The sequence below is a fragment of the Lysinibacillus sp. NPDC056185 genome, from assembly GCF_047737915.1.
Classification (GTDB): Bacteria; Bacillota; Bacilli; order Bacillales_A; family Planococcaceae; genus Lysinibacillus.
The window spans coordinates 363,661-389,097 of record NZ_JBLLLQ010000001.1 but is presented as its reverse complement, the minus strand read 5'-3'; the positions used below and the strand labels follow the sequence as shown (position 1 = coordinate 389,097).

At 36.7% G+C, this 25,437-nt stretch carries 24 protein-coding genes; 15 read left to right on the top strand and 9 right to left on the bottom strand.

What is annotated here, in order from left to right:
- Positions 1 to 32: 32 nt before the first annotated feature.
- The 6 genes from ACMZ42_RS01935 to ACMZ42_RS01910 all read left to right on the top strand — a co-directional run bounded on the left by ACMZ42_RS01935 (position 33) and on the right by ACMZ42_RS01910 (position 5,317).
- Positions 33 to 368, top strand: a complete 336-nt coding sequence (locus tag ACMZ42_RS01935; RefSeq protein ID WP_370075871.1) for a nucleotide pyrophosphohydrolase — start codon at positions 33 to 35, stop codon at positions 366 to 368.
- Positions 368 to 1,165 (top strand): 4-hydroxy-tetrahydrodipicolinate reductase, encoded by a 798-nt coding sequence (dapB, locus tag ACMZ42_RS01930; protein ID WP_370075869.1) that lies wholly within the window; start codon positions 368 to 370, stop codon positions 1,163 to 1,165. Before ACMZ42_RS01935 ends, dapB begins: the two co-directional genes overlap by 1 nt.
- Positions 1,166 to 1,184: 19 nt before the next feature.
- Positions 1,185 to 1,589 carry a methylglyoxal synthase gene (gene mgsA, locus ACMZ42_RS01925; RefSeq protein WP_370075867.1) on the top strand — a complete coding sequence of 135 codons (405 nt, stop codon included), beginning with the start codon at positions 1,185 to 1,187 and terminating at the stop codon, positions 1,587 to 1,589.
- A gap of 33 nt (positions 1,590 to 1,622) precedes the next feature.
- On the top strand, positions 1,623 to 2,768 hold the full coding sequence (gene bshA, locus ACMZ42_RS01920; RefSeq protein WP_415730370.1) for an N-acetyl-alpha-D-glucosaminyl L-malate synthase BshA: 1,146 nt from the start codon (positions 1,623 to 1,625) through the stop codon (positions 2,766 to 2,768).
- Positions 2,755 to 3,933: a CCA tRNA nucleotidyltransferase gene (locus tag ACMZ42_RS01915; protein ID WP_415730369.1), complete on the top strand. Its 1,179-nt coding sequence runs from the start codon at positions 2,755 to 2,757 to the stop codon at positions 3,931 to 3,933. Before bshA ends, ACMZ42_RS01915 begins: the two co-directional genes overlap by 14 nt.
- A 400-nt stretch (positions 3,934 to 4,333) precedes the next feature.
- Entirely contained in the window at positions 4,334 to 5,317 is a 984-nt protein-coding gene (locus ACMZ42_RS01910) for a biotin--[acetyl-CoA-carboxylase] ligase (protein ID WP_415730368.1), read from the top strand.
- Positions 5,318 to 5,431: 114 nt separating this feature from the next.
- Here ACMZ42_RS01910 and ACMZ42_RS01905 read toward each other — a convergent pair whose 3' ends face one another.
- From ACMZ42_RS01905 to ACMZ42_RS01885, 5 genes are all read right to left on the bottom strand, one after another.
- Complete coding sequence (locus ACMZ42_RS01905) at positions 5,432 to 6,223, bottom strand: CPBP family intramembrane glutamic endopeptidase (protein WP_415730367.1); 792 nt, start codon at positions 6,221 to 6,223, stop codon at positions 5,432 to 5,434.
- Positions 6,224 to 6,409: 186 nt separating this feature from the next.
- Positions 6,410 to 6,937: a GNAT family N-acetyltransferase gene (locus tag ACMZ42_RS01900; protein WP_415730366.1), complete on the bottom strand. Its 528-nt coding sequence runs from the start codon at positions 6,935 to 6,937 to the stop codon at positions 6,410 to 6,412.
- Between the two features lie 257 nt (positions 6,938 to 7,194).
- Positions 7,195 to 8,028: a DUF4097 family beta strand repeat-containing protein gene (locus ACMZ42_RS01895; protein WP_415730365.1), complete on the bottom strand. Its 834-nt coding sequence runs from the start codon at positions 8,026 to 8,028 to the stop codon at positions 7,195 to 7,197.
- On the bottom strand, positions 8,028 to 8,633 hold the full coding sequence (locus tag ACMZ42_RS01890; RefSeq protein ID WP_415730364.1) for a DUF1700 domain-containing protein: 606 nt from the start codon (positions 8,631 to 8,633) through the stop codon (positions 8,028 to 8,030). Before ACMZ42_RS01890 ends, ACMZ42_RS01895 begins: the two co-directional genes overlap by 1 nt.
- A complete protein-coding gene (locus tag ACMZ42_RS01885; RefSeq protein ID WP_415730363.1) occupies positions 8,626 to 8,946 on the bottom strand; it encodes a PadR family transcriptional regulator in 321 nt (106 codons plus the stop codon). The genes ACMZ42_RS01890 and ACMZ42_RS01885 overlap by 8 nt, the downstream gene beginning before the upstream one ends.
- Positions 8,947 to 9,170: 224 nt before the next feature.
- Between ACMZ42_RS01885 and ACMZ42_RS01880 the strand changes: the two genes are divergently transcribed.
- The 6 genes from ACMZ42_RS01880 (at position 9,171) to dinG (ending at position 15,963) form a co-directional block, all read left to right on the top strand.
- Entirely contained in the window at positions 9,171 to 9,842 is a 672-nt protein-coding gene (locus ACMZ42_RS01880) for a TetR/AcrR family transcriptional regulator (protein WP_370075847.1), read from the top strand.
- Positions 9,843 to 9,844: 2 nt separating this feature from the next.
- A complete protein-coding gene (locus ACMZ42_RS01875; RefSeq protein WP_415730362.1) occupies positions 9,845 to 10,609 on the top strand; it encodes a lysostaphin resistance A-like protein in 765 nt (254 codons plus the stop codon).
- Between the two features lie 379 nt (positions 10,610 to 10,988).
- Positions 10,989 to 11,825, top strand: coding sequence for a 3-methyl-2-oxobutanoate hydroxymethyltransferase (gene panB, locus ACMZ42_RS01870; RefSeq protein WP_415730361.1), 837 nt, complete (start codon positions 10,989 to 10,991; stop codon positions 11,823 to 11,825).
- Positions 11,825 to 12,679 (top strand): pantoate--beta-alanine ligase, encoded by an 855-nt coding sequence (gene panC, locus ACMZ42_RS01865; RefSeq protein WP_415730360.1) that lies wholly within the window; start codon positions 11,825 to 11,827, stop codon positions 12,677 to 12,679. The genes panB and panC overlap by 1 nt, the downstream gene beginning before the upstream one ends.
- Position 12,680: 1 nt before the next feature.
- Complete coding sequence (panD, locus tag ACMZ42_RS01860; RefSeq protein ID WP_370075839.1) at positions 12,681 to 13,064, top strand: aspartate 1-decarboxylase; 384 nt, start codon at positions 12,681 to 12,683, stop codon at positions 13,062 to 13,064.
- 127 nt (positions 13,065 to 13,191) lie between these two features.
- A complete protein-coding gene (gene dinG / locus ACMZ42_RS01855; protein WP_402868822.1) occupies positions 13,192 to 15,963 on the top strand; it encodes an ATP-dependent DNA helicase DinG in 2,772 nt (923 codons plus the stop codon).
- Between the two features lie 237 nt (positions 15,964 to 16,200).
- On the opposite strand, the gene ACMZ42_RS01850 is transcribed toward dinG, so the two are convergent.
- Complete coding sequence (locus ACMZ42_RS01850; RefSeq protein ID WP_415730359.1) at positions 16,201 to 16,380, bottom strand: hypothetical protein; 180 nt, start codon at positions 16,378 to 16,380, stop codon at positions 16,201 to 16,203.
- A 113-nt stretch (positions 16,381 to 16,493) separates the two neighbouring features.
- Positions 16,494 to 17,171, bottom strand: coding sequence for a TetR family transcriptional regulator (locus ACMZ42_RS01845; protein ID WP_415730358.1), 678 nt, complete (start codon positions 17,169 to 17,171; stop codon positions 16,494 to 16,496).
- A 306-nt stretch (positions 17,172 to 17,477) separates the two neighbouring features.
- Here ACMZ42_RS01845 and ACMZ42_RS01840 point away from each other — a divergent pair, with 306 nt between their 5' ends.
- On the top strand, positions 17,478 to 19,508 hold the full coding sequence (locus ACMZ42_RS01840; RefSeq protein ID WP_415730357.1) for a CocE/NonD family hydrolase: 2,031 nt from the start codon (positions 17,478 to 17,480) through the stop codon (positions 19,506 to 19,508).
- 23 nt (positions 19,509 to 19,531) lie between these two features.
- On the top strand, positions 19,532 to 20,821 hold the full coding sequence (locus ACMZ42_RS01835; protein WP_415730356.1) for an MFS transporter: 1,290 nt from the start codon (positions 19,532 to 19,534) through the stop codon (positions 20,819 to 20,821).
- Between the two features lie 210 nt (positions 20,822 to 21,031).
- On the opposite strand, the gene ACMZ42_RS01830 is transcribed toward ACMZ42_RS01835, so the two are convergent.
- On the bottom strand, positions 21,032 to 22,831 hold the full coding sequence (locus tag ACMZ42_RS01830) for a diguanylate cyclase (RefSeq protein ID WP_415730355.1): 1,800 nt from the start codon (positions 22,829 to 22,831) through the stop codon (positions 21,032 to 21,034).
- 693 nt (positions 22,832 to 23,524) lie between these two features.
- Between ACMZ42_RS01830 and ACMZ42_RS01825 the strand changes: the two genes are divergently transcribed.
- The gene (locus ACMZ42_RS01825; RefSeq protein ID WP_415730354.1) at positions 23,525 to 23,917 is read left to right on the top strand and encodes a DUF378 domain-containing protein; all 393 of its coding nucleotides are present in this window, start codon (positions 23,525 to 23,527) and stop codon (positions 23,915 to 23,917) included.
- A gap of 221 nt (positions 23,918 to 24,138) precedes the next feature.
- On the opposite strand, the gene ACMZ42_RS01820 is transcribed toward ACMZ42_RS01825, so the two are convergent.
- Positions 24,139 to 25,308 (bottom strand): PucR family transcriptional regulator, encoded by a 1,170-nt coding sequence (locus tag ACMZ42_RS01820; RefSeq protein ID WP_415730353.1) that lies wholly within the window; start codon positions 25,306 to 25,308, stop codon positions 24,139 to 24,141.
- Positions 25,309 to 25,437: the final 129 nt, after the last annotated feature.

Here is a 25,437-nt window from a genome sequence, read left to right as displayed (position 1 = left end):
TTTATACGATGGTAAGTAGGAGTGTGATTTAGATGACTGAACAAGTGACAATGCAAGCTTTACAGCAGCGTGTAGATGATTATATAGGACAATTTAAAGAAGGCTATTTCCCGCCATTCGAGTTACTGGCACGTCTAACCGAGGAACTTGGTGAATTGTCTCGTGAAGTGCAAGACGTTTACGGGCAAAAGAAGAAAAAGAATACAGAGGAAGCAAACAGTATTGAAGAAGAATTAGGTGACTTTTTCTTTGTTTTAGTGTGCTTTGCAAATGCACAGGGCATTAAATTAGATGAAGCACTTTTACGCGTTATACATAAATTTGAAACAAGGGATAAAGATCGCTGGACTAGAAAGGATGGAGAATGATGTCAATTCGTGTAGCAATAGCAGGACCTAGAGGAAAAATGGGAGCTGAGGCTGTACATACGGTCATGAAGCATGACAAAATGGAATTAGTAGCTGTACTAGATTATAAGGAAGTTGGAAAAACATTAGGTGATTTGGAGATGTTTCCGGCAAGTTATACGGCTCCAATCTTTACAGATATGTCTGAACTTGTAGAGGCGACTGCACCTGACGTATTAGTAGATTTAACAAGCCCGCATGCAGTATACAAACATACTAAAGAGGCCTTGAATTTAAATGTACGACCTGTAATTGGTACAACAGGCTTTACAGATGAACAACTAGTGGAATTATCAGCAATGGCTAAAGAAAAAGAGCTAGGCTGTATTATTGCTCCAAACTTTGCTATAGGGGCAATCCTTATGATGAAATTTGCTAAGGAAGCGGCAAAATATTTACCTGATGTTGAAATTATTGAAATGCACCACGATCAAAAGCTGGATGCTCCATCAGGAACAGCTGTTAAAACGGCACAGTTGATTCAAGGAGTGCGAGCACAAAAGATGCAAGGACATCCAGAGGAAAAAGAAACTATTGAGGGTGCAAGAGGTGGAGAATTTGATGGCATGCGTATTCACTCTGTTCGTTTACCAGGTTTAGTGGCACACCAGCAAGTGTTATTTGGCGGAGATGGGCAGCTATTAACAATTCGTCATGATTCGTTAAACCGTAATTCTTTTATGTCTGGTGTAGCATTCTGCGTAGAAGAGGTCATGAAAATGGATCAACTTGTATATGGTTTAGAAAACATCATCTAAAGATTGGGATGGAAGCATTATGAAAATCGCATTAATTGCACATGATCGTAAAAAAGATAATTTAGTACAGTTTGCTATAGCTTACCGAAATATTTTAAATGAGCATACGTTGTTTGCTACAGGTACAACAGGACAGCGTGTTATGGAAGCTACAGGCTTAGAAGTAACACGTTTCCGTTCTGGACCACTCGGTGGCGATCAACAAATTGGCGCAATGATTGCCAATAATGATATGGACATGGTCATTTTTTTCCGTGATCCTTTAACAGCACAACCACATGAGCCAGATGTTTCTGCACTTATTCGTCTTTGTGATGTTTACCAAGTGCCACTGGCCACAAATATGGGAACTGCAGAAATATTACTAAAAGGCCTACAAGAAGGCTTTGTGGATTGGAGACTGATTCAAGAAAGACGAAATTAAAAAAAGACGTGATTTAGAAAGGATGATAATCGAATGAAAAAGCTAAAAATTGGCATTACCTGTTATCCAACTGTTGGAGGCTCTGGTGTTATTGCAACAGAATTAGGAAAAATGCTTGCAGAGAGAGGACACGAGATTCATTTCATCACCTCAAGCGTACCATTTCGATTGAATAAAATTTATCCAACCGTCTTTTTCCATGAAGTAGAAGTTAATAATTATTCAGTATTTCAATATTCGCCATATGATATAGCATTAGCGAGTAAAATGGCGGACGTGATTAAGGATGAAGAACTAGATGTGCTTCATGTGCATTATGCAATACCACATGCGGTCTGTGCTGTCTTAGCACGTGAAATGAGTGGTCGTGACATAGGGATTGTCACAACGTTACACGGTACAGATATTTCTGTGCTTGGGCAGGATTCCACTCTTTCACAGGCAATTAAGTATGGCATTGACAAATCTGATATTGTTACGACAGTGTCAGAGGCCTTAAAGCAACAAACCTATGAGCTTATTGATACAGTAAAGCCAATTAATACGATTTACAACTTTGTTGATGAACGTGAATACTTCCCGCGCAATTCAGGAACCCTGAAGGAACAATTTGGAATTCAAGAGGATGAAAAAGTGATTATTCACGTATCTAACTTCCGTAAAATTAAGAATCTTCCCCATATTATAGACGCTTTTATGAAGATTCGTGCCAACATGAAGGCAAAGCTGTTGCTAGTAGGAGATGGCCCAGAAAAGCATCGTGTAATGGATCAAGTAAAGGAAAGTTCTTATATGGAGGACGTTCTATTTTTAGGCAAACAAGAAAATTTGGCTGAATTATATGCGATCAGTGACCTTAAATTATTACTATCACAGCAGGAATCATTCGGGTTAGTCTTACTTGAAGCAATGGCTTGTGGTGTACCTTGTATTGGATCAGCTGTAGGCGGTATTCCAGAAGTCATTGAGCATGGTGTAGATGGCTATATAGTAGAATTAGGTGATACGGACGCAGTGGCAGAGTATGCAGTGAACCTATTGAAGGATGAAGAGAAATTACAACATTTCCGAGAAGCAGCTATCCGTGCTGTTGATGAAAAATTCCATTCATCTAAAATTGTAGAACAATATGAAAATTTGTATGAAAAGGTTGCTGAAAGAAATCATGCAAAACAATAAAGAATGGCAAGCAGCCTATTCAGTTATTGAACAACTAGAAAACGCAGGCTTTGAAGCAGTGATCGTTGGTGGTGCGGTACGAGATGCTATACTCGGTCGTACTGCCCACGATGTAGATGTTGCGACAAATGCGATGCCAGACGAAGTAAAGTTTGTCTTTAATCGCACGGTTGATATAGGGATTCAGCATGGGACGGTACTTGTTATCGACCCAGCTGGATCGGTGGAGGTAACGACATATCGTACAGATGGTGAATATACGGATCACCGTAGACCCGAGGAAGTGCAATTTGTACGTTCGTTAAAAGAAGATTTACAGCGCCGAGACTTTACGATGAATGCCATTGCGATGCGTCGTGATGGTTCTTTTGTTGATTTTTACGGAGGACGCCAAGATATTGAGGCTGGTGTAATTCGAGCTGTTGGTGATGCACAGAAACGTTTTTCGGAAGATGCATTACGAATGCTACGGGCCGTACGTTTTTCAGCTCAGCTCGGTTTTTTTATTGAATCAGAAACCATGAAAGCAATGCAGGACAAGGCCGATAATATTTCTTGGATTGCGAAAGAGCGTATAAAGGCGGAGCTCGATAAACTATGGGTAGGGAAAGATGTTTTTAACGGTATAAAAAAGCTTGAGGAAAGTAGCCTAGTGAATTATTTGAATGGTACTTTTCAAGCTGATGACTGGTCTGAATTTAACACGCAGGACAAGCTATTAGGCTGGGCATATTTTGCGGCTTTACAGGGTGATCATTGGCGAGAAGTGCTAGGTGACTATCGTTTATCGAATAAGGAGATGGCATTTGTAAAAGCTGTGTTAGAAGCTTTAAAAGCTTTAAAAAGTGGCTGGTCGAAAATGGATTACTTTGTATATGCTCAACAGGAACTGGAGGCAGCATGTTATTTTGCGGAGTTGAGACAGCTTGATGTTCAAATGCCACAACAAAGTATACTTGAAATACAGACAAAGCTTCCTGTTAGACATAAACAGGAGCTTATTGTAAAAGGTACAGATTTGTTAAAATGGTCCGGAAAAAAAGGTGGACCATGGGTAAAAGAAGCGTTGCAGGCAATGCTTGAAGCAGTGGTGAATGGCGAACTTCAAAATGACCGACAACAGATAAAGAATTGGATAGAACACGATTATTTCAAAAAAGAATAATCAACATCGATTTTTAAAAGAGGAGCCGTCTCAAAAAATGAATGAGACGGCTCCTTATTAATTTGGCTCCATTTTTGGTGCTATCATATTTTTGCTTATCACCAAAAGTTGCATTTGTTAAAATGCTTACCATGAGTATAAGTCGATTGTAGTGGAGGCTGGGCAGCTCCTTAGGGATTAGCGGCTTAGACGTCCCAGGAAAGCGCTTAGTCGGAACGGAAATCAACCACTTGTTATGACGGTGATTCCAAGAGAGTTAAAAATAATGAATAACTAGTAGCTAAAAGATATTTGATGATAGATTGTGGTCAATTGTCATAATTTACAGTATGATTAATACAATTGAATCAAAATTATGTAAGCATAAAAATATAGCAGAGTTTAATAAAGGATTGATAGCATGAGTATTTCTATGAAGGATGAAATTTTAAAAAGAATATTAGCTGCTAATGGTGAAGCGGTTTCGGGTCAGGAACTAGCAGATTCCCTTGGAGTATCACGTACAGCTATATGGAAACATATGCAATCGTTACAGGAGGAAGGCTATACATTTGAAACGGTAAAGAAAAAGGGCTATGTACTGACTGGTGTGCCAAATAGCTTAAGTCCAACACAAATTGAACTATTTTTAAATACGGAGCGTTTTGGACGTGAAATTCATTATTTTGATGTTGTAGATTCAACACAAACAATCGCACATAAGCTTGCACAGGAAGGCGCTCCGCATGGCACGATTATAATCGGGGAGGAGCAAACTGCTGGTCGTGGTCGTATGGCGCGTCCATGGGAATCTGCAAATGGTACAGGTATTTGGATGACCGTTATTGTGAGACCGGATGTTACGCCTCAGCAAGCTTCATCGTATACGCTTGTCGTAGCAGTTGCGGTTACGATGGCTATTAAAACATTATATAAACAAATTGAACCAGCCATTAAATGGCCAAATGATTTGCTCATTAACGGTAAAAAGTGTACCGGTATATTAACAGAAATGCAGGCTGAGGCAGACCGTGTACAAGCACTACTGGTAGGTATAGGTATTAATGCAAACCAAGTCGAATCAGATTTCTCCCCAGAAATTGCTGATATTGCGACATCTTTACGTTTAGAAGCGGGTGAGGAAATTAATCGTGCAGCCCTCGTTGCATCTATTCTTCAATATTTAGAACAATTCACGGATTTATACGTGAAGGAGGGCTTTGCTAGCATTAAAAAGCTATGGGAACAAATGTCATGTACTATTGGACAACGTATTGAAGTAACGACTTTACGCGGGCGCTTTGAAGGCATTGCCAGTGGAATAACGGACGAAGGTGTACTACAGCTAACAGAGGATGATGGCACTGTCCGAACAATTTATTCTGGAGATATAAAAATTTTGTAGAGCATAGAGTACTAGCATACTCGTGAGTACTTGCTTATCTGTTTTTAATTAAACAAGAACGTATATTTTCAATCAGAGAATATACGTTCTTTTATATATTTGATGATTTAATTTTTAGCTAGACATTCTTTTATTTAATATGAACAAGTATGTAATTAGAATTAAATTAACAACTAAGACAATAATACTACCTTCAATTTTATAGATGCCACCTGATAGTAATGGATTTCCTTGAAACGTACTGTTTAAGAGATTTGGATAATCACTTGCCAAAGAAACACCGCCAAATATAATCGCTCCAATTGTATTCCAAGTGAAATGAACAATTATAGGTGCTACAATTGTGCCTGTGTATTCTAATAGTAATGTTACAAGTATACTCATTGAAATAACATTGAGCACTGGGATAATACCTGCTTCAAATGCTCCACCGTGCATCGCAGAAAATAAAAGAGTAGTTAAAAAGGTTGCCACAATTACATTATATTTATGCTTCCATAATTGATATAGATAACCTCTCATCAACAATTCTTGCATTACAACATTCAATAATGATGCCAAAATCCAAATCCATATGTAATCAATATTGTTTTGGCCATGTATATTTAATGTCTTTGTAAGTAAAAGGACAGCTACCACGCTACCCAACCATAAGATACCCATTACAACACCTATTAGAGAATTTTTAAAGAATCTTGAAGCTATGGGGATCTTAATTTTACCCTTTTCTATTACTGAAACAAAAATAATAGATAATAAAACTACTAAAGCAAGTGGTACGAATTCCCACCATAATCGTAATACTGCCTGATTATTTGTTTGTATATCAGGCGTAAAAGAAATTAAAATTGCCCATCCAATAAAAAAGATAACTGTTTTTAAAATTGTACTTATTAACTTTTTCATTAATGATTCCTCTCCCATTTCTGTATATGAGTTTATATTTTTCGCAAAATGTCAATTTTATGAGAGGTCGTTATTTCATGAAAATCTCCTTTAGACAAAGTACATCCAAAGGAGTTAAACGGTGCAACTTTTTATAAACAGTATTAATTTACTTAAAATGGTACAATTTTCATAAACGGTACGACTTTATTTCAAAGCCCCATTTGTAACCCCATCAATATCATTCCATACATAAATAAGCTCTTCTACTATTTTTCCACCAATTTTAATTTCTACGTTATTGACATATTGTGCACCATAATATTCATAGAAATCACGTGTTTTATTTTCTGCTAATACTTCAACAAATACTTTTTCGTATCCTTTTTGTTTAAAATAGGCGAATACTTCTTTGAGTAGTTGCTTCCCGATTCCCATTCCTTGATATTCTTCTAAAAGATAGATAGATGTTAAATCAGTTGCATTGGGTACTGAATTAGTTTTTCGTGTGCCACCAGTTGCAAAGCCAATTATTTTACCTTGTTCATTTTCCGCCACCAGTACATAATTCGTAGCATCTGAAATATTCCTCTTCCATAACTCTGTTCGCTGCTCGTAAGATAAGTTATTCAAAAAATCATCTGGAAGAATGCCTTTATAAGTCGTTCGCCAACTGTCAACATGTACTTTTCCGATACCTTGAGCATCTTTAATGTTTGCTTTTCTAATTTTCATAATGATCACCTCATAAATCGAATTTTATCTCCAAGATGACGGCGTAACTGACCTGATTCACCTCGGTTATTGCCTTCACTTACAAGAATCGATTGCTCTGATGAAAATTTCTAATCATTATCATTTATCTGCTCTTGGAGCGAAAGAGAAGCGGCTCATCGTACGCCCCAGGAAGCTTTGCTCTGTGCGAAAGCGAAGCGTCAGCGACAAAGCGCCTAGCCGGAACAGAAATCAACTCCTCGTTTTGCCAAAGCCCTTTACTTCAACATTAATTGTAAGTCACCGAAAGAAAGTGTTACTTTTAGCTGGTTATCACCTTTATATAATTGTGACACTTTGTCGTTTTGATCTTTCTTATCAACTGTAAGATCCCCGAAGTCAGTTTCTAATTCATAGCCAAGTTCACTTTTTTTATTTTGTAAATGAAGTGTAGTATCTCCGAAGTCAGATGTAATAGTGGATTGACCATTTAATGTTCCATCTATGTTAATATCACCATGTTCACTTTCAGCAACGAAGCCATTACTTGAAAATTGTTGTAGCTTCATATCACCAAATGATTGTGTAATTTCTGTTTTATCACCAGTAGTGTCTTTCAATAGTATGTCTCCGAAATCTTCAATAAGATTTAACTCTTGATAATTCAGACCACGAATGGTTATATCTCCAAAATTACTATCAAGGACAACGGTTTTCAATTTTACATCTGAAGGAACATAGATTTTGATGGAAGGAGTACTGAAGCTGAAAAATCCGAATTCGAAACCATTCTTCTTCTTACTCTTTGTTTCAACAGTTAATGTCTTATCTTTAATACTGTACGTCACATCATCATCTTTGATAACATTTGTTTCTAGTGCATAACGATCACTAGTAATAATTTCAACATCTCCATAGTGATTAATAATATTGAGATTAGTGAAATCATCTAGTTTATAGGAATTGTTTACTAGTTTATTGTTCTCAGGTAATTGGATACCTTCATCATTTATCACAAAACTCCATTTCCCACCGGAGAAAAAACCAACTAAAGCTAACAGTACGCCTAAAGCGATCATAGTAATGGCAATATGGGTATGTCGGGACGTCATTAGTATCCCTCCTTCCGCTTCTTCGTTATTTTATGGAATAGTTTTCCTAATGCTTCAACACAAACAACAACGATTGTTTTGATCAAACGAGCAACGATTGGGAAAAGTAGGATGCCCAAACCTGTTACGATAAAGCCAACACCCATAAAGAGTAATGCTGTTGGCCAGTCCTGAGTTAAAATGAAGAAGCCTGAAATAAGTGCAGCGATTCCACCGAAAAAGATACCAAGTACAGTTGCGATAATTGCGATGATAACGCTGAATATAACTGCGCCAAATGAAAAAATAAGTGCTATAGCAACTACAAGTAGCGGTAAAGAAAGTGGGGCAGATATTATTGCTAGAATGATAAGCCAAATCGCAGACATATTCTTCTTAGTCGAAGTCGAATTTGAAGTTGCTTCTATATCCTTTAATGCATAGTCCGCCATTATTTGTGATGCAACATGAGAAGGGGAGCCTAGTTGTTGAATGACCCGCTGTTCGTTTTCCTCTCCTGCTTCATCGAAATATTCCTCATAATAGGCAAGCGCAGCATCAATCTCATGCGCTGGAAGACGTTGTAATTTCCCCCGTAGCTTTTTCAAATAGCTTGCTCTATTCATCATATTTCCCTCCTATAAGTACACAATCAACCATTTCTTTATACTGTTGCCATTCTTTTAATAGTTCCAGTAATCGGATTCGACCTTGATCAGTAATTTGGTAATAGCGTCTATTTCTGCCTTGGTAGGGCTGATCGTAGGTTGTTAAGCAATTTGCTTTTAGTAAACGACGTAATACTGGGTACAGCGTAGATTCTGATATATCCATCACGGATTGTATTTGCTGTGTTAATGAGTAACCATAAGCATCCTCTTTATCGACGATGGCGAGTACACAAGCGTCAAGTAAAGCTGAGCCAAGTTGAAATGTCATCTTCTCTCACCTCACAATGTATTACCTATACAAGATTTTATATTATACGTCGTATAGTATGGTGGAAGTATATTACATATCACATTGAATTGTCAAACTTTATTAAAAAAGTTCAAACGGAAATTAAAAATGATAGTAGTGTCATTTTTAAATTGACAATAAAAGGTATATGAATTACGATAAAATGACAATGGTGTCATTTTAAATGTTTGGAGGTAAAGATAATGCCAAAGGTAAGCCATGAATATGTACAGGAAAAGAAAAACAGCATTTTAGAAGCAGCCATAGCAGTATGTAAAGTGAAGCCGCTCTATGACATTACGATGAGGGATATTATTAAAGCGTCAGGAGTAAGTCAAGGTGGGATTTATCGTTATTATTCAGACTTGGATGAAATACTTGTTGATGTTATTAATCAAGTAAATGCTAACGCAGACTATAAACATATTATCGATGGAATTACGGGTGCGAGTAACTCTCCCTCAAAAACAATCATTAAATTATTTAGTTTTCTTGGAGAGTACATGAAGGAAAACGTATCAACAGTTGGCAAAATTCAATTTGAGCTTACGATTTTATTTGCTAACAATCCAGAAAGAGAAAAGAAAATTTTATCGAACATTGTGGAAAATGAAAGTGGGCAATATTTGATGCAACAAATTTTTCATTCAATCCATAAGGGTATTTCTTCAGGATGTTTTCAGCTTGAGATATCGATAGAGGATTTATCTACTTTTATGATGACATCCATTGGTGGCATTGTGAGAGACGTTGTCTTGCAAAAATGTTACGGAATGTTCTCAAATGATCAAGTGCAGTTTGATGAGATTCGATTGATGAATACACTTTGCAAATCCGTATTATTACTATTGGGTACGAAAGAAGGAGAGGATTAAAGTTGGGAGTAGAGATAAGAAGATTTCTATTTTATACCTTTGCTACGTCTTGGATAATATGGGGCAGTTTAGCTTTGTTAACACAGCTAAATTTACTGGAGTTTGGCAATGCAATATCAATGATATTATTTATTCTCGGCGGCATTACTCCTGCAATTTGTGAGATTTGGTTGAAAAAGAAATATTCGACTAAAGAAGAGTTCAAATCATTTATCCATAATGTGAAAAATCCTAAGCTTCCTGTTTCATGGTACCTATTTGCAATCGGATTCGCATTTGCGGCGTGTTTTTTACCAACTCTATGGGGTGGAGCGACTATGGAGAATCCAATGTATCTGGCGTTACTTGAATTGCCAATCATGATTATTGGTGGAGGACTAGAAGAAATTGGCTGGCGTGGTTTTTTACAGCCTACATTACAAAAAAGATGGTCTCCTTTCACAAGTACAATTATTGTGGGCGTTATTTGGGGAGTCTGGCATTTGCCATTATGGTTTGTCATTGGATCAAACCAAATGAACATGAACTTCCTATGGTTTTCTCTAACAGCTTTAGCACTATCCTTTTTATTGACAATCATTTACCTCTCCACTAAAAGTATTTTTCTCTGTATTATTTTCCACGCTTTAATTAATTCATTTTGGGATGTCGTCTTTGTACCAGTTACAAATGTAACATCTGGTTTATTCACATTTTTATTTGCCCTATTTCTATTTACAGTGTATGAAGTTTATCGAAAATCAAACTTTCAGAAACGAATGGTTTGAATTTAGTAATATTTATTGATCATAATTATTAGAAAATAATATTTGAAGATTACTAGGGGAATCTGTTATAGTATTTGCGAAGGGCAGTATCCTTTTGTGAACGGCACCTTCAAAAACGTAAGAACTATTTACAATAAATATCTGCCTTGATCTTTTAATGACAGGGACGGAAGAAAACAAGCGTTCAAAAATATAACTTGATTCATTGGAATGGGCAATTCTCTCAAAGAGATTTGTTTCCGTATCCCTTTATTAAGTTATGGCCTCTACACAACAACGAGAGGTGATTTTTGATGACGAACGAAACACTACCCTTCTGTCCATTTTAGGAACAGAGGGGTTTTTCTGTTTTCTTTCCTTAAAAAAGGAGGACTACATGATGAAAACAACTTCAGATTTTTTAAAGATGAAGGCAGCAGGTGAGAAAATCGTTATGCTTACTGCATATGATTATCCTGCTGCAAAATTTGCCGAGGAAGCAGGCGTCGACATGATTCTAGTGGGAGATTCACTAGGTATGGTCGTACTAGGCTATGATTCTACAATGCCAGTAACAGTAGCCGATATGGTTCACCACGCAAAAGCAGTGCGCCGAGGGGCAAAGGATACGTTTGTTGTTGTGGATATGCCATTTGGTTCATACCACGGTGATGTACATGAGACGTTGAAAACGGCAGTATCCATGATGCAAGAAACAGGAGCAGATGCACTAAAGTTAGAGGGTGCAGACGATGTTCTACCAGCAATTCGTAAATTAACGTCAGCTGGTATTCCGGTGGTAGCTCATTTAGGTTTACTACCTCAATCAGCAGGAGTGCTTGGTGGTTACAAAGTTCAGGGGAAAACAGCTGAACAGGCAACGAAACTCATTGAAGATGCAAAAAAATGTCAAGAGGCTGGAGCATGTGCAGTCGTCTTAGAATGTATTCCGCATCAGCTAACAGAGATGGTATCTGCTAATCTTATTATTCCAACGATCGGTATTGGAGCTGGTGTTGAGGCTGATGGGCAAGTGTTGGTTTATCATGACACGTTAAGCTACGGTTCACATCATGTACCAAAATTTGTGGAACAGTTTGCTAATATGGGTCAAGAAGCAAGCAGTGGAATTGCTAGTTACGTAGAAGCGGTAAAGACAGGTACATTCCCTGCGCCGAAGCATTCCTTCACAATGAAAGAGGAAGCATTGGATCAGCTATATGGGGGCGTAAAGTAATGAAAGTCATCACTACAATCCAAGCATTAGCCGTAGAAATTCAAGCAGCTAAGCAAGCTCAAAAAACAATTGGACTCGTTCCAACAATGGGTTATTTACATGAGGGTCATTTAACACTAGCGAAAACAGCTCATGCCGAAAATGATTTAGTCGTTATGAGTATCTTTGTTAACCCAACACAATTTGGGCCAGCCGAAGACTTTGAAAGCTATCCACGTGATTTGCCACGGGATACTGCTTTAGCAGAGTCTGTCGGTGTAGATATTATTTTCGCACCGAGCGTTGAAGAAATGTATCCGCATGATGGTGGTATTCGTATTCATGCGGGTGAACAGGCAACCATTCTTTGTGGGGCGAGCCGTCCAGGACATTTTGATGGCGTTTTACAGGTCGTATCAAAATTATTTCACCTAGCACAGCCGACACGAGCTTATTTTGGACAAAAAGATGCGCAGCAGGTTGCTATTATTGCTACGATGGTACGCGATTTTAATTTCCCTTTGGAAATGCGAGTAGTACCTATTGTGCGGGAGGATGACGGTTTAGCGAAATCCTCTCGTAATGTTTATTTAAGTGAAGTGGATCGTCTTGAGGCACCGGCAATTAATGAAGCGCTCCAGCTTGCTCGTGATAGTTTTTTAGCGAATGGTGATGTTGCGAATGCGCTTGCTAAAGCAAAGGAACACATTGCAGCACGTACACACGGCCACATCGACTATATTGAACTATTAGCGTATCCAGATTTAATACCTGCAACTGCTGAGACGGAGCAAGTGCTTTTAGCTGTAGCCGTTTATATTGGTAAAACTCGTTTAATTGATAATTGTATCTTTAATGTGAAAGAAGGATTGTAATATGTTACGAATGATGATGAACAGTAAAATCCACCGTGCTACAGTGACACAAGCAGATTTAAACTATGTTGGATCTATTACGATTGATGAGGATATTTTAGATGCAGTAGGGATGCTTCCAAACGAAAAAGTGCATATCGTTAATAACAACAATGGCGCACGCTTTGAAACATATATTATTGCAGGGGAACGTGGATCAGGCGTTATTTGTGTGAACGGTGCAGCAGCACGCCTAGTACAACGTGGAGATATTGTGATTATAATTTCTTATGTGTACGTAGATAACGAAGAGGCAAAAGATCATAAGCCAACAGTAGCTATTATGGGCGAAGGCAATACAATTAAAGAAATGATTACCTATGAGCCAGAAGCAACGGTGATGTAATAGAGAGGAAGCGTGTACAAGTTGTACATGCTTCTTTTTTGTGTCCAAACTAAAAGGCGAAGGGATGCCGTAGAGCCAAATATGTGATAAAATTCATCTATCTAATGTGAACTGTGAGTTGAGATGTATGATGGAAAGTCAAAAGTATGCAATTGTTGATTTAGAGACGACTGGTCATTCACCAGCAAATGGGGACCGAATGATTCAAATAGCAATTGTTATTATGAAAGATTGGAAAATTGAGCAGACCTTTACGAAGTTTATTTATCCAGGTAAAGCTATCCCAACGTTCATTCAGGATTTAACGCATATTACGGATGAGGATGTAAAGGATGCCTTGCCGTTTGAGGCACATGCCGACTACATATATGAACTGCTTGCTGATTGTGTATTTGTCGCGCATAATGCGGATTTTGACTTATCCTTTTTACAAGCAGAGTTTAAGCGTGCAGGTTTACCAAAATGGCAGGGTAAAAAGATGGATACAGTTGAGCTTGCCAAAATATTGTTCCCAATGTCACTGAGCTTTAAGCTAGGTGATTTAGCGGCAGATTTAAATATAGAGCTAACAAATGCACACCGGGCAGATGACGATGCACGAGCAACTGCTGAACTCTTTAAACATTGCTGGAAGGAGCTACTCTGTCTCCCTCAGCTAACTCTTGAACAAATGCATAAACGTTCATTCAGATTGAAATCAAATTTATCCCAACTTTTCTTTGAAGCTCTTCAAATTAAAAGACAGCATGTAACGGCTAATGAGAATGTCTCCTACTATCGCAATTTGGCTATTTGTGATGGACGAAAAAAGCATCCAAATAATGCGGGAATTGTATCATATCCACAAACAGCAGCTGACAAAACATCATTAATGACAAAGGTGATGCCAAATTTTGAGCAACGACCGGCACAATTCGAAATGATGGATACTATTTGGCAGGCGCTCAATGACAAAAGGGAATGCGTTATAGAGGCTTCAACAGGCATTGGTAAAACAGCGGGCTACCTACTTCCCGCGATTTTATATGCTCGAGCAGTCGATAAAAAAATTGCGATTAGCACATATACGTCACACTTGCAGGAGCAGCTTGTTGAAGAAGAGCTACCGAAGATTGAAAAAATCCTTGGCACTAAAGTAAATATTGCTGTTCTTAAAGGCATGCAGCATTATATTGACGTTGCACGCTTTGAGCAATGTATGGCTTATGCTGATGAAACTTATGATGATACATTTACGATTTTGCAGATTCTCGTTTGGCTGACTAAAACAGAAACAGGTGTGTTAAGTGAGCTCAATGTTTCTGGTGGTGGACAACTATTTTTAGAGAAAATCCGCAAAATGCCTGATGAAAAACCTTCGAAGGGCTTTGATTTCTATGAACAAGCGTTAAAAAATAGTGAATTTGCGGATTGTATTGTAACTAATCATTCCATGGTACTCAGTGATTTAGTCCGTCAAACACCGATCTTTACACAAATTGACGGTTGGATCATTGACGAAGCACATCAATTTATACAATCTGCCATGCAGCAGGACGAAGTAGTCTTCTCCTATACGCAGTGGAAGTATATTTTCGGTCAAGTAGGAACGATGGAGGAAACTGCTTTGTTCCAGCAATTTAGTCAGGCAGCTAAGAAAAAACAACGCGTTTCTATGCAAAGCTTGCAACGACTAGACGCACAATTTATACGCCTGCAACGGACATTCGATGAAACTATTCAGCGAGCCGTGCAAAAAATGCAGCAACAAATAAAAGGGAAACAAGCTAGTAGTAAATGCACTTTATTTTTTGAGGATGTATCGCTCGCAAAAGAACCGCTTTTGCAAGTAAGTAAGCTCACACAGCAGTGGCTTGATCTTGCGACAGAAGTAGGACAGGCTTTTGAAAATAATATTGAGCAATTAGATAAAAATGAGCTCTATATATTATCAGAATGGCATTATTGGATCCGTGAATTAAAAGTAAAAATCGCTGAATGGGAGGAAATTTTCCTATCGTCACAGGATGATAATTCAGTGTGGTTAGAATTTGATTTACGGAGTGTTCCAGGGAGCTTGCAAGTCTTTAAAAAGCCTGTTAATGTCACGCCGATCATTGAAAAAGTACTTGCACCACTTCGTAAGCAGGCAAGCATAGTATGGACTTCTGGTACTTTGACTGTACCAGGCAATGAGCGCTTTGTGACGCGTCAACTCGGTATTTCCGATAGTGTGAAAGTAATAAAGCTACAAGCGCCACCATCCTATTATGCAGGAGCGAAGGCATTTATTGTCACAGATATGCCCGATATTCAACATGTATCACAGGATGAATATATTGAAGCGGTCGCCCAAGCCATTACACGTACAGTGCGGATGACAGAAGGACGTTGTTTTGTCCTATTTACCGCTCAGGACATGCTACGAAAAACAGTGGAGCTTATTCAAGATAGTGAACTCCTTGATGACTATATGCTCTTTGCACAAGGTGTAACGGGTGGTAGTCGTATGCGAATCCTGAAATCATTCCAAAAATTTAGCCATGCCGTTCTTTTTGGTACAAACAGCTTCTGGGAAGGTGTAGATGTTCCGGGTGACGCACTTGCGTCGGTTATCGTTGTACGTCTGCCGTTCTCCTCACCAGAAGAGCCTGTATTTAAGGCGCGCGCAAAGCATATTACAGCACAAGGTCGCAACTCCTTCAATGAGCTATCACTACCAGAAGCCATCATGCGTTTTAAACAAGGCTTTGGTCGTTTAATCCGTTCATCAAAGGATAAAGGAGCCTTTATCGTTTTAGACCGCCGCATTTCAACAAAGTCGTATGGTAAGGAATTTATCAAGGCGTTACCACCGATTGATGTTAAGAAATTGCAGCTACCTGAGTTGTTAAAGGAACTTAATAATTGGCAGAAATAGTAGGAACCTCTTTACTGGTCAAAACCTTAAAAAGCGTGAGAAATCAATGTCTAAAGTTGATTTCTCACGCTTTTCTGATGTGGAATTTTAGTAGCTTGTCCATTGAAATTACTTAGGTAGTGAGTCTTTGATCGATTAATACAATCATTAGATTCACTTTCTTTAGCAAAAATCTAGCTCAATTTAGATAAAGGGTGTAATGCTAAAAACAATACTATGACTAAAAAGATTAATTTTTTATTTACAATTCCCCTTAATCCTAAATTTAATTTTTAAAAATTCGTACCAGGGAATACCAATAAAGAATAGTGAAAATAGAATAAGAAAAAGAAAATCATCTGTTTGGACACCATCTGCAAAAAGGATTAGTGATACGGCTAAAAATGCTAAAATTCTAATGATTATTAGTTTTTTCATAAAATACTCCCCTTTCTTTTTGTAGAATAATGAAAATGATTTTTTTAGAAAAAATTGATATTGAAATCATTTGTAGACTATTCACATCTATTATAAAAAATATTAATCTTTAGTTAACTATTTTTGGTTTGGAAACTAAATAAGTTAGCGTTAAGTACTATTTCAGATATATAGTTCATCACAATTTTGGTGGCTTCTTCCGAGTCATAGCTTTTTCTGTTATTTAAAATATTTGTAAACATCCCTTGCCAAATTAAAATGGTTAATTCATTGATTGAATCAACATTTTCCTCATTTAGGTACCCTTCTCTTAACGCAATCTCTAACATGGAACGACCCCGTTTTGTCATATTATGTTCAAATAGGATAGATGTTAAATCTTCTGGAATGTTAATTAAATCATTTGGATAGATTTGATAATAATGTTGTAGTAATTTTTCTGGAGTTTCCCCTAAGTCCATAATAAAAACAGCATGAAAAATTTGTGGTTTTTGAAAGGAATGTTGGCAAAAGCATTCCCAAGCCAATAAATATTTTTCAATTGGATCCTTACCTTTTTGAATGTAAATAGCGACTTCATCGGTGTAACTTTTCAAAAATTTCATGGAAGCAAAAAAGATGAGATGAGAGATTTCCGAAAAATAGTTATAAATTGTTGCGCTATTATAGCCTGCTTTATCTGCAACTTTTCTGATTGTCACATTTTCCAGCCCTTCATCTTCGATAATTTCCGCTGTTGCGTCCACAAAGTATTTCCACATACGGCTCAATTGTATTTCTTTCTTTTTCACAATACTCTCTCTCCTAATAAGAATCATTTAATACTTGTTATATTTTTTTCCATAATTGCTAAATTTAATCTTGATTATATCATAACTAGAGTCATCTCGATGTTGTATGTGAATGATACAAAACTCTGAATATTCAGAGTTGTCATTCTAATTATTCGGTGATATACTGGGCGTAATTATTTAGTAATCATGATTATTAAATAATCATAATATATTTAGTGATTGTGATTATAGTTTTTTAGAGTGTGATTACACCTGTTTTATTCCAAATCAAACGGTCTATTATCTAAAAGGAGGATTCAGATAATGCACAAAAAAATCATTACACAATTTCCGTATACATACCAAACCATTGAAAATACGTGGATTGTGTTAACAGACGGCACAAAACTTTCAAGTCGTATTTGGCTACCAGAAGTTGAGGGAAATCAGAAAGTACCGGCAATATTGGAGTATATTCCTTATCGCAAAACAGATGGAACAAGAGCAAGGGACGAACCAATGCATGGTTACTTTGCTGGACAAGGCTATGCGGTGGTTCGGGTAGATATGAGAGGCTCAGGGGAGTCAGATGGCTTATTAAAAGATGAATATTTAAAGCAAGAGCAAGATGATGCTATTGAAGTACTTGAGTGGATTGCAAGCCAAAGTTGGTGTAATGGGAGTATTGGAATGATGGGCAAATCGTGGGGAGGATTTAATTCTCTTCAAGTGGCAGCGAGAAGACCCAAAGTGTTAAAAGCAATTATTACTGTAGGCTTTACAGATGATCGCTATAACAATGATATTCACTATAAAGGTGGTTGTCTCTTAAACGATAATTTCTGGTGGGGAGCTATTATGTTAGCATATCAGCTTAGACCTCTTGATCCTCATATTGTCGGGGACAGCTGGCGTGAAAAATGGTTGGAACGATTAGAAAATATGCCATTATGGATGGCACAATGGATGGAGCATCAAACAAGAGACGAATATTGGAAACATGGATCAGTTTGTGAAAATTATGATGAAATTGAGGTTCCTGTTCTTGCGATTGACGGTTGGGAAGATGCGTATTCGAACACGGTATTAAGTTTGATGAAAGGGCTCTCTGTTCCTAGAAAAGGGATTATTGGACCTTGGGCGCATGTTTATCCGCATGACGGTATTCCTGGACCAGCAATGGGCTTTTTACAAGAGGCAGTGAAATGGTGGGATTATTGGTTAAAAGGAATTGACAATGATGTTATGGATGGCCCGATGGTAAACGTATGGGTAGAAGAAAGCATGCCGCCCTCTGCAAGTAAAACAACAAGTAAAGGATATTGGGTTGGGCTTGAATCATGGCCAACAACGGAAGTTAAGACAAAGGTATATAAATTAGCGTATGGTAAATTAATTGAAGGAATGAATGTTAGAGAAGAGCAAGTATTGTTGAAAACACCATTAAATCATGGTCTTTTATCTGGTGAGTGGATGGGGGCTGGCGTAATCGGAGAAAGTCCTACAGATCAACGTTTAGATGATGGTATGGCTATGATATTTGAAAGTGAAGTTTTAGAGAAACCATTAGAAATCGTTGGTTATCCAAGATTTGAAGTAGATTTAATGAGCGACAAATCAAAGGCGATGCTTTTTGCTCAACTATCAGATGTTGCCCCGGATGGAGCTGTTACCCGCGTTTCCTATGGCGTGATGAATTTAACACATTTAAATGGACATGATCGTGTAGATTTATTAATGCCTGGTGAAAAAGTAAAAGCGTTTGTTGATTTAGATTGTTGCGGGCACAAGTTTAAAGAAGGGCATCGTATCCGTTTATCACTTGGCACAACGTTTTGGCCAATGTTTTGGCCGATGCCAGAGGATGCGACACTTACATTGAATCTAGAAACGGCTTCGTTCTCATTGCCAATCTTTCATGGTAATCAAATTAGTGGGCCAAATATGAGTCCGGAAAGTGCTCCATTAACACCGATCACAATTCTTCAAGAAGGGAAAGTTGCGCGTTCTATTTCGTATGATATTTTAAGTGATACGTGGACATGTATAACAGATGGTGTTGGCGGTGTATTTGGAGAAGGCATCTATCGCTTTGATGAGATTGATGTGACAGTTGAACACAATTTGAAGAGAGAGTTAACATTAAGTAATTCTAATCCACTTTCTGCCGAATATACGATTTATCAAAAAATGAAAATAGGTCGTGACGGTTGGTGGATTGACGCTAATATTACGATTACTAAAACATCGGATCAAGAAAACTTCAGAATTGTCGGGGAGATGGATATAAAAGAAAACGATAAATTCGCCTTTCATAAGAAGTGGGATCAAAAAATTGAACGTTTTGGATTGTAAATAACATGTAAGGGGAAAAACAAATGGAAGCTAAATTAAAGAAGAACACAGCAACGTTAGTTATACTGGCTGTTTCAGGTGCCTTAATTTACGCATTGCCCTATTTTAGAAACTATTACTATGATGTTTTTCTAGAAGCATTTCAATTAACCAACACGCAAATGGGGACACTTGGAAGTGCCTATGGAGTTTGTTGTTTGATTTCTTATGTATTCGGTGGATATTGTGCAGATCGTTGGAAAACGAAATATTTATTAACAATTTCCTTGTTTGCTACGGGATTATTAGGTTTCACTTTATTATTGTATCCTCCTTATCCGGTGTTACTACTAATTCATGCGGCTTGGGGAATAACGTCTATTATGACGTTCTGGGGAGCATTAGTAAAAGCTATACGCTCGCTAGGTTCAGAAAACGAACAGGGAAAAGCATTTGGATTTTTTGAAGGGGGAAGGGGCATAACCAATATCGTTCAATCTGCTGTGATTTTAGGGATTTTTGCTTTTTTTGCAAAGCGAATGAGTGATAAAATGGCTTTATCAGCCGTTATTGGAGTTTATTCGGTAATTTGTCTTCTTTTAGGGATAATGATTATGTTACTCTACAAAGATTCAAGTAACGAAAATACTCAAGCCAATGAAAATGATAAAAAGTTTAATTGGACGGTACTTTGGATAATTCTTAAAATGCCAACGACTTGGTTAGCAACGATACTTATCTTTACATCCTATGCGATGATCATTAGCTACTATTATATTACGCCTTATGCAACAGCTGCTTTTGGTGCTTCTACGTTAATCGCTGCTGCTTTAGGCTACTTTTCTCAATATTGCCGGCCAATTGGAAGCTTCGGTGCAGGGATTATTGGGGATCGGATAGGCGTTTCGAACATGGTATTAATAGGATATTTTATATTAACTATTGGATTAGTTGGTCTTATTATTCTACCTGGAAAAGCTTCTTTAATTCTAATGTTGCTAGTTTTCATTGCGATTATTTATACGTCAATGTATGCACTACAAGCATTACACTTCGCAATATTAGTGGAAGGAGATTATCCTGTAGAAACAACAGGAACGATTTCGATGCCACTTATGATTATTGGTTATAGTGGAGAAATTTTCATGCCACTTATTGCAGGAGCTTGTTTGGATTACTGGGATGGAACGACGGGGTATAAAGTATTCTTTACCATTCTATTGGCCTTAGCGATTATAGGATTAATTACTGTTGTAATTTGGCAAAGAGTAACTCGAGAAAAACGAAAAGAAATTGCCATGCAAAGAACAATGGCCAAGTTACAAGAAACATAGAAGATTAATAGAACAGCGATCAACAGATTGCTGTTCTATTTTTTTCTGAAAAATATGACCTTATTGCAATGGTTTATGCCATACCCTGTAAGTAAATCTGGGAAGGATTAAGCAGAAAATATGGACAATTTTATTTGCAATTAAATGTAGAATTTATGAGGAGTCTCAACCACTGAATATCAAGTTACATGGTTTTACGGACCTTTCTTCTTAAAGCCGTGTAGTAACTTTGGCATCAAAAAATTCAACACAGTTTCTGCCTCGTTCCTTTGCCTGATATAATGCTTTATCACATCTTGATAATAATGTATTTCGTGTATCACCGTCTACGTAGCTAGTAACACCGAAGCTACTAGTTTTACGCTGCACAACAGGGAATCGATGATTTTCTAATTGTTGACGAAGCTTTTCAGAAAGCTTTACAGCATCATCTAGTGTAGTTTGAGGACAAATAACTAAAAACTCCTCGCCACCCCATCTTCCAATTGTATCTTGTTTTCGAATCGTATTTTGCAAGATCTCTGCTACGCTCATTAAAACTAAGTCACCTACTTGATGGCCAAACTCATCATTTACTTCTTTAAAATAATCAATATCTAGTAGAATAATAGAGAATGGAACCTCATGATGTTGAACATGTTGAAATGCTTCTTCTAACACATCATCTAACTTTACACGATTTGGAATTTTAGTCAGGCGATCTGTATTTGCTAATTTTTCAAGCTCATTTTTTGTTCTTTCTAACTCTTGTGTTCGTTCCTTTACTTTATGTTCGAGCGTTTCATTTAGCGTTTGTTGCATTTCTTGATGCTCTTTTTTAATAATATTGATTTTATCGCCTAATGCTAACGACAAAAATATAGATTCAAAAATAGCACCAACGGCAGGAACTTCCTCAAATATAACTGGATGGAATGGAATTAAACTTAAAAAGGCCAATGCTTGTACAATAATGGAACCAAGCAGAACAGTCCAACCTACCATATAAAATCGAGCCATTTTCTGACCTTTTAACAACACAAATATTCCTGATAACCAAAGAAAAATAAAGACAACTACAGCAAAAATAATTGTAAAATTATTTGTAATCGAAACATCAGGGACAATGAATGAAGCAATTAATGAAAGTATAGTGATCCATAATAGTAGATTTCCGATTTTGTGGAATCGAGGTAAATATTTTTTCAGTTCAAGAAATTCTTTGCAAAATAAAAGCATAAACAAAAGTAGAAAATTTCCACTTATCGCGGGAGATTTTATTAAATACCATTTAGGCAAATATTGACTTGCTAATTCAATATCTAAAGAATTCAATGTAGCTTGATAGAGGATAAAACTAAACATATACAAAACATAGTAAAAGTAAGCCTTTTCTTTTAGCGAAAAAAATAAAAATAAATTGTAAATTAATAATGCTGATAAGAACCCATAAAAAATTCCTGTTAAATATTTATAGTCAATAATCTTATTGACAAAGCTATCCGTTGTGAAAAGATAAGAAATTGAATTTAATGGTAATTCGCCATCTAATTTTATATAAATTTCTTTGACGGATGAGTCTTGGATTTGAAATAAATTAGAGCGATAATGAATTTTTTGATCGTCAATATTTGAAATGCCTCTCTTTTGAACCCTATAGGATCCATCTTCTTTCACTATAAACATTTCAATGCTATCAAGCTTGTCTGTTACCTCTAACCAGTATGACTCCTGTTTATCCGTTAATAGTTTATCGGCATCTAATCGTAGCCAAATCGTATCATTCGTATGCCAAAAGAATAAATAATTCTCTTTACTGTCGACAAAGGAATTATCATATGTACCACTTAATAAATCTTCTATTGTAATTTTTTTTGACGGGTCACGAAAAATATCATAATGCTTTCCCAATATAATAGGTTCCGATAGTTCCGCGGCATGACATGGCAAGCTGAATTGTGTAAAAGTAAATATAAGTACGATAAAAAAATAAAATACCGGGTTAGCTTTAATAATTTTATTTTTCAACATTTATTCTTTCTCCTATCCTAATCCCTAACCTTTAGTTACTAGTAAGGATGCTAATTAAAGGTAAAATAAGGTACTCTAAAAATAGAGTTTTTCCCGAGGTAACGAGCAGTAATTTATCTGTACCGAAAGCGAAGTGTAAGGTACAAGACTTTCATCTTTAATTTCAGTGAATGCAAAGAAGCTAGGTGGGAGATTAGCTGCTCGTAAAGGTCCGATTGATAAAGACTAATAATCAGTGAAGGGATGAAGAAACCCAATTGATTAAAGTTTAACTTTATGTAAATATATCACAACTATTATATGTTTAGGATTTTTACGAATTGCAAATAAAGGATTAATATAAAAAGTTACGATAATTGGTAACTGAAAGAAGATAATTTGTTTAGGAATTCTTCGATTTTTTCAAAGACCATAAGAGCAAGAATGTGGACGAAGTGAATGTATATTACCTTTGATTTTCTAACGTTCCTTTGTTTGTAAAATAACTTAGCCTAGGAATACGTTTTGTATAAATAAGCGGCATTTGCTAAAAATAAGACCGTCAAAATGGGTGATTTAATTACTTGATAAGTATTTGTAATTTTCCACTTGTTATGACAGTTTTTTTTGCAATATCGACGCTTTTTATACATGTGAGGAATGAACTTCAAGTGTATTACTGGCTTCGTATTTACAAGTGAAGGAGGTGCAAACGTGAGCGTAGTTTATAGAATCGCTTTAGTGTTAGTCATCATTGGAGCAATCAACTGGGGACTTATAGGATTTTTTAGATTTGATTTAGTTGCCTATTTGTTCGGTGGACAAACAGCAGTATTGTCACGATGGATTTATGCATTCGTTGGATTAGCAGGACTAGTATCCTTACCTGTTCTTATTATGCGATTTGATGAGGACGAAGATCATGATCATGATCATGATCATGATCGTGACCATCATTCTCGCATAGACAGAAATCCAAGCTATGGTATGGAGTTTGGTGATGAAGCAGATTTTACTGCATTAAAAACAACTAATGTGCTAAAAGAAGAAAAAAAGGATTCACATAGTAAAAATAAAAATAAAAACAAAAATAAAAATAAAAAATAACCTCGAGTTTATTCCTTAAAAAAACTGATGACCATTTGGTTTGTCAGTTTTTTCGTTATGGCTAGGATAAAAAATCCGCAAAGATATAAGGGATTGGCACCCAGATAACGAAGCGGATTTTTACTTGAAGCCCTTCATTAGCCGCTATCACTTAGAAATGGTACATGGACACCAACAAACTAGATTTGGATTTAAGAACGGAAATCTTATGGTGATAAAATTTATTGGTGCGTCAACACATCCTCAATCAAAAATGCAATATAGAGATTTGTTTTTGTAAATGGGTTACTTAAGTCCATATCTAATAGCGTTTCTATTTTTTTTATTTTATAAAGTACTGTATTGCGATGAATAAATAGACGCTCACTAATCCTACGGGTACTTCCATTTTCATCGAGGTAAATGCGTAGAAATTGTACATAATCTGAGTTATGCAATTCATCATAGCGATAAAGCTGACCTAAGATGTCTTGGCTATATGATTTGATTAAAGTTTGATTTTGCACGGCCATAATAATTTTGTAGGCACCAATTTCTTTATATTTATATAGGAAGCGATTGTTATGAAGCTTTGCTAATTGGATTACTGTTAATGACTCATCATAGCTTTTACGAACATTTTCAAGCTCTTTATGATAATTTCCTTTTCCAATGATAATATCCAAGTAACCATTTTTTTGCGTAATTTTGTCGTAAATTTCTTCAACAACTTTTGAGAAGGGAGTATTTGGTGTATTGATTTGTGCTCTGTCGATTAAAAAGATGAGGTGATTTTTATGCTTTAGTTTTAAGAAGCGTTTATATCTATTTTGAAATGCAAATTGGATCATGACCTCGTAGCGGTCAATATTAGCTTGTGCACCATTTGTTGTACATGAAATAATGGCAAGCTCCCTACCTTGTGGAAAACCTAGTAGTGCTAATTGATCTTTAATATAGTTGGCGTTTTGTTTGTAGTGAAAAAGTAAGTTATAAAGAACCTTTTCCTCAATAGAAAGCTCTTGATGGTGATTGGCGATAAATTGAAATGTTGTTTTTAATAGATCGGCTATTCGATAATTCCATGGCATGTGAAAAATAGGGAAATCATGTTCATTGGCAAAAGAGATGACTGATTCTGGTATATTTGGAATGTATGGTCCGGTATTAATAATGAAACCTGCTACCTTTTTAGTGAAAGCTAGTTTTACGAGTTGCTCTAAGGAATCGCCCTCTGAAGATAAATTAATACCTGTGGTCACGACTAATTCATTAGGTCTACAAAACATAATTAAATCGATGCTTTCTACTACATTAATCCCTGTAACTCTTCGATACGTTCCGTTATGTCCAGCTACTAATGTTAGCATTGGGAATTGGACACCCTCTACAATTTTGCGAATTGTCCCCATTTTCTCCCCCCTTATTATGAACATAACTTACCATATATTATGTGCAGATGCACATATTTTTTTAGCTTGCTATCTATATCTCATAATTTTTATCTCTTATAGAATGTGTATAACTACTGTGAAAGAGAG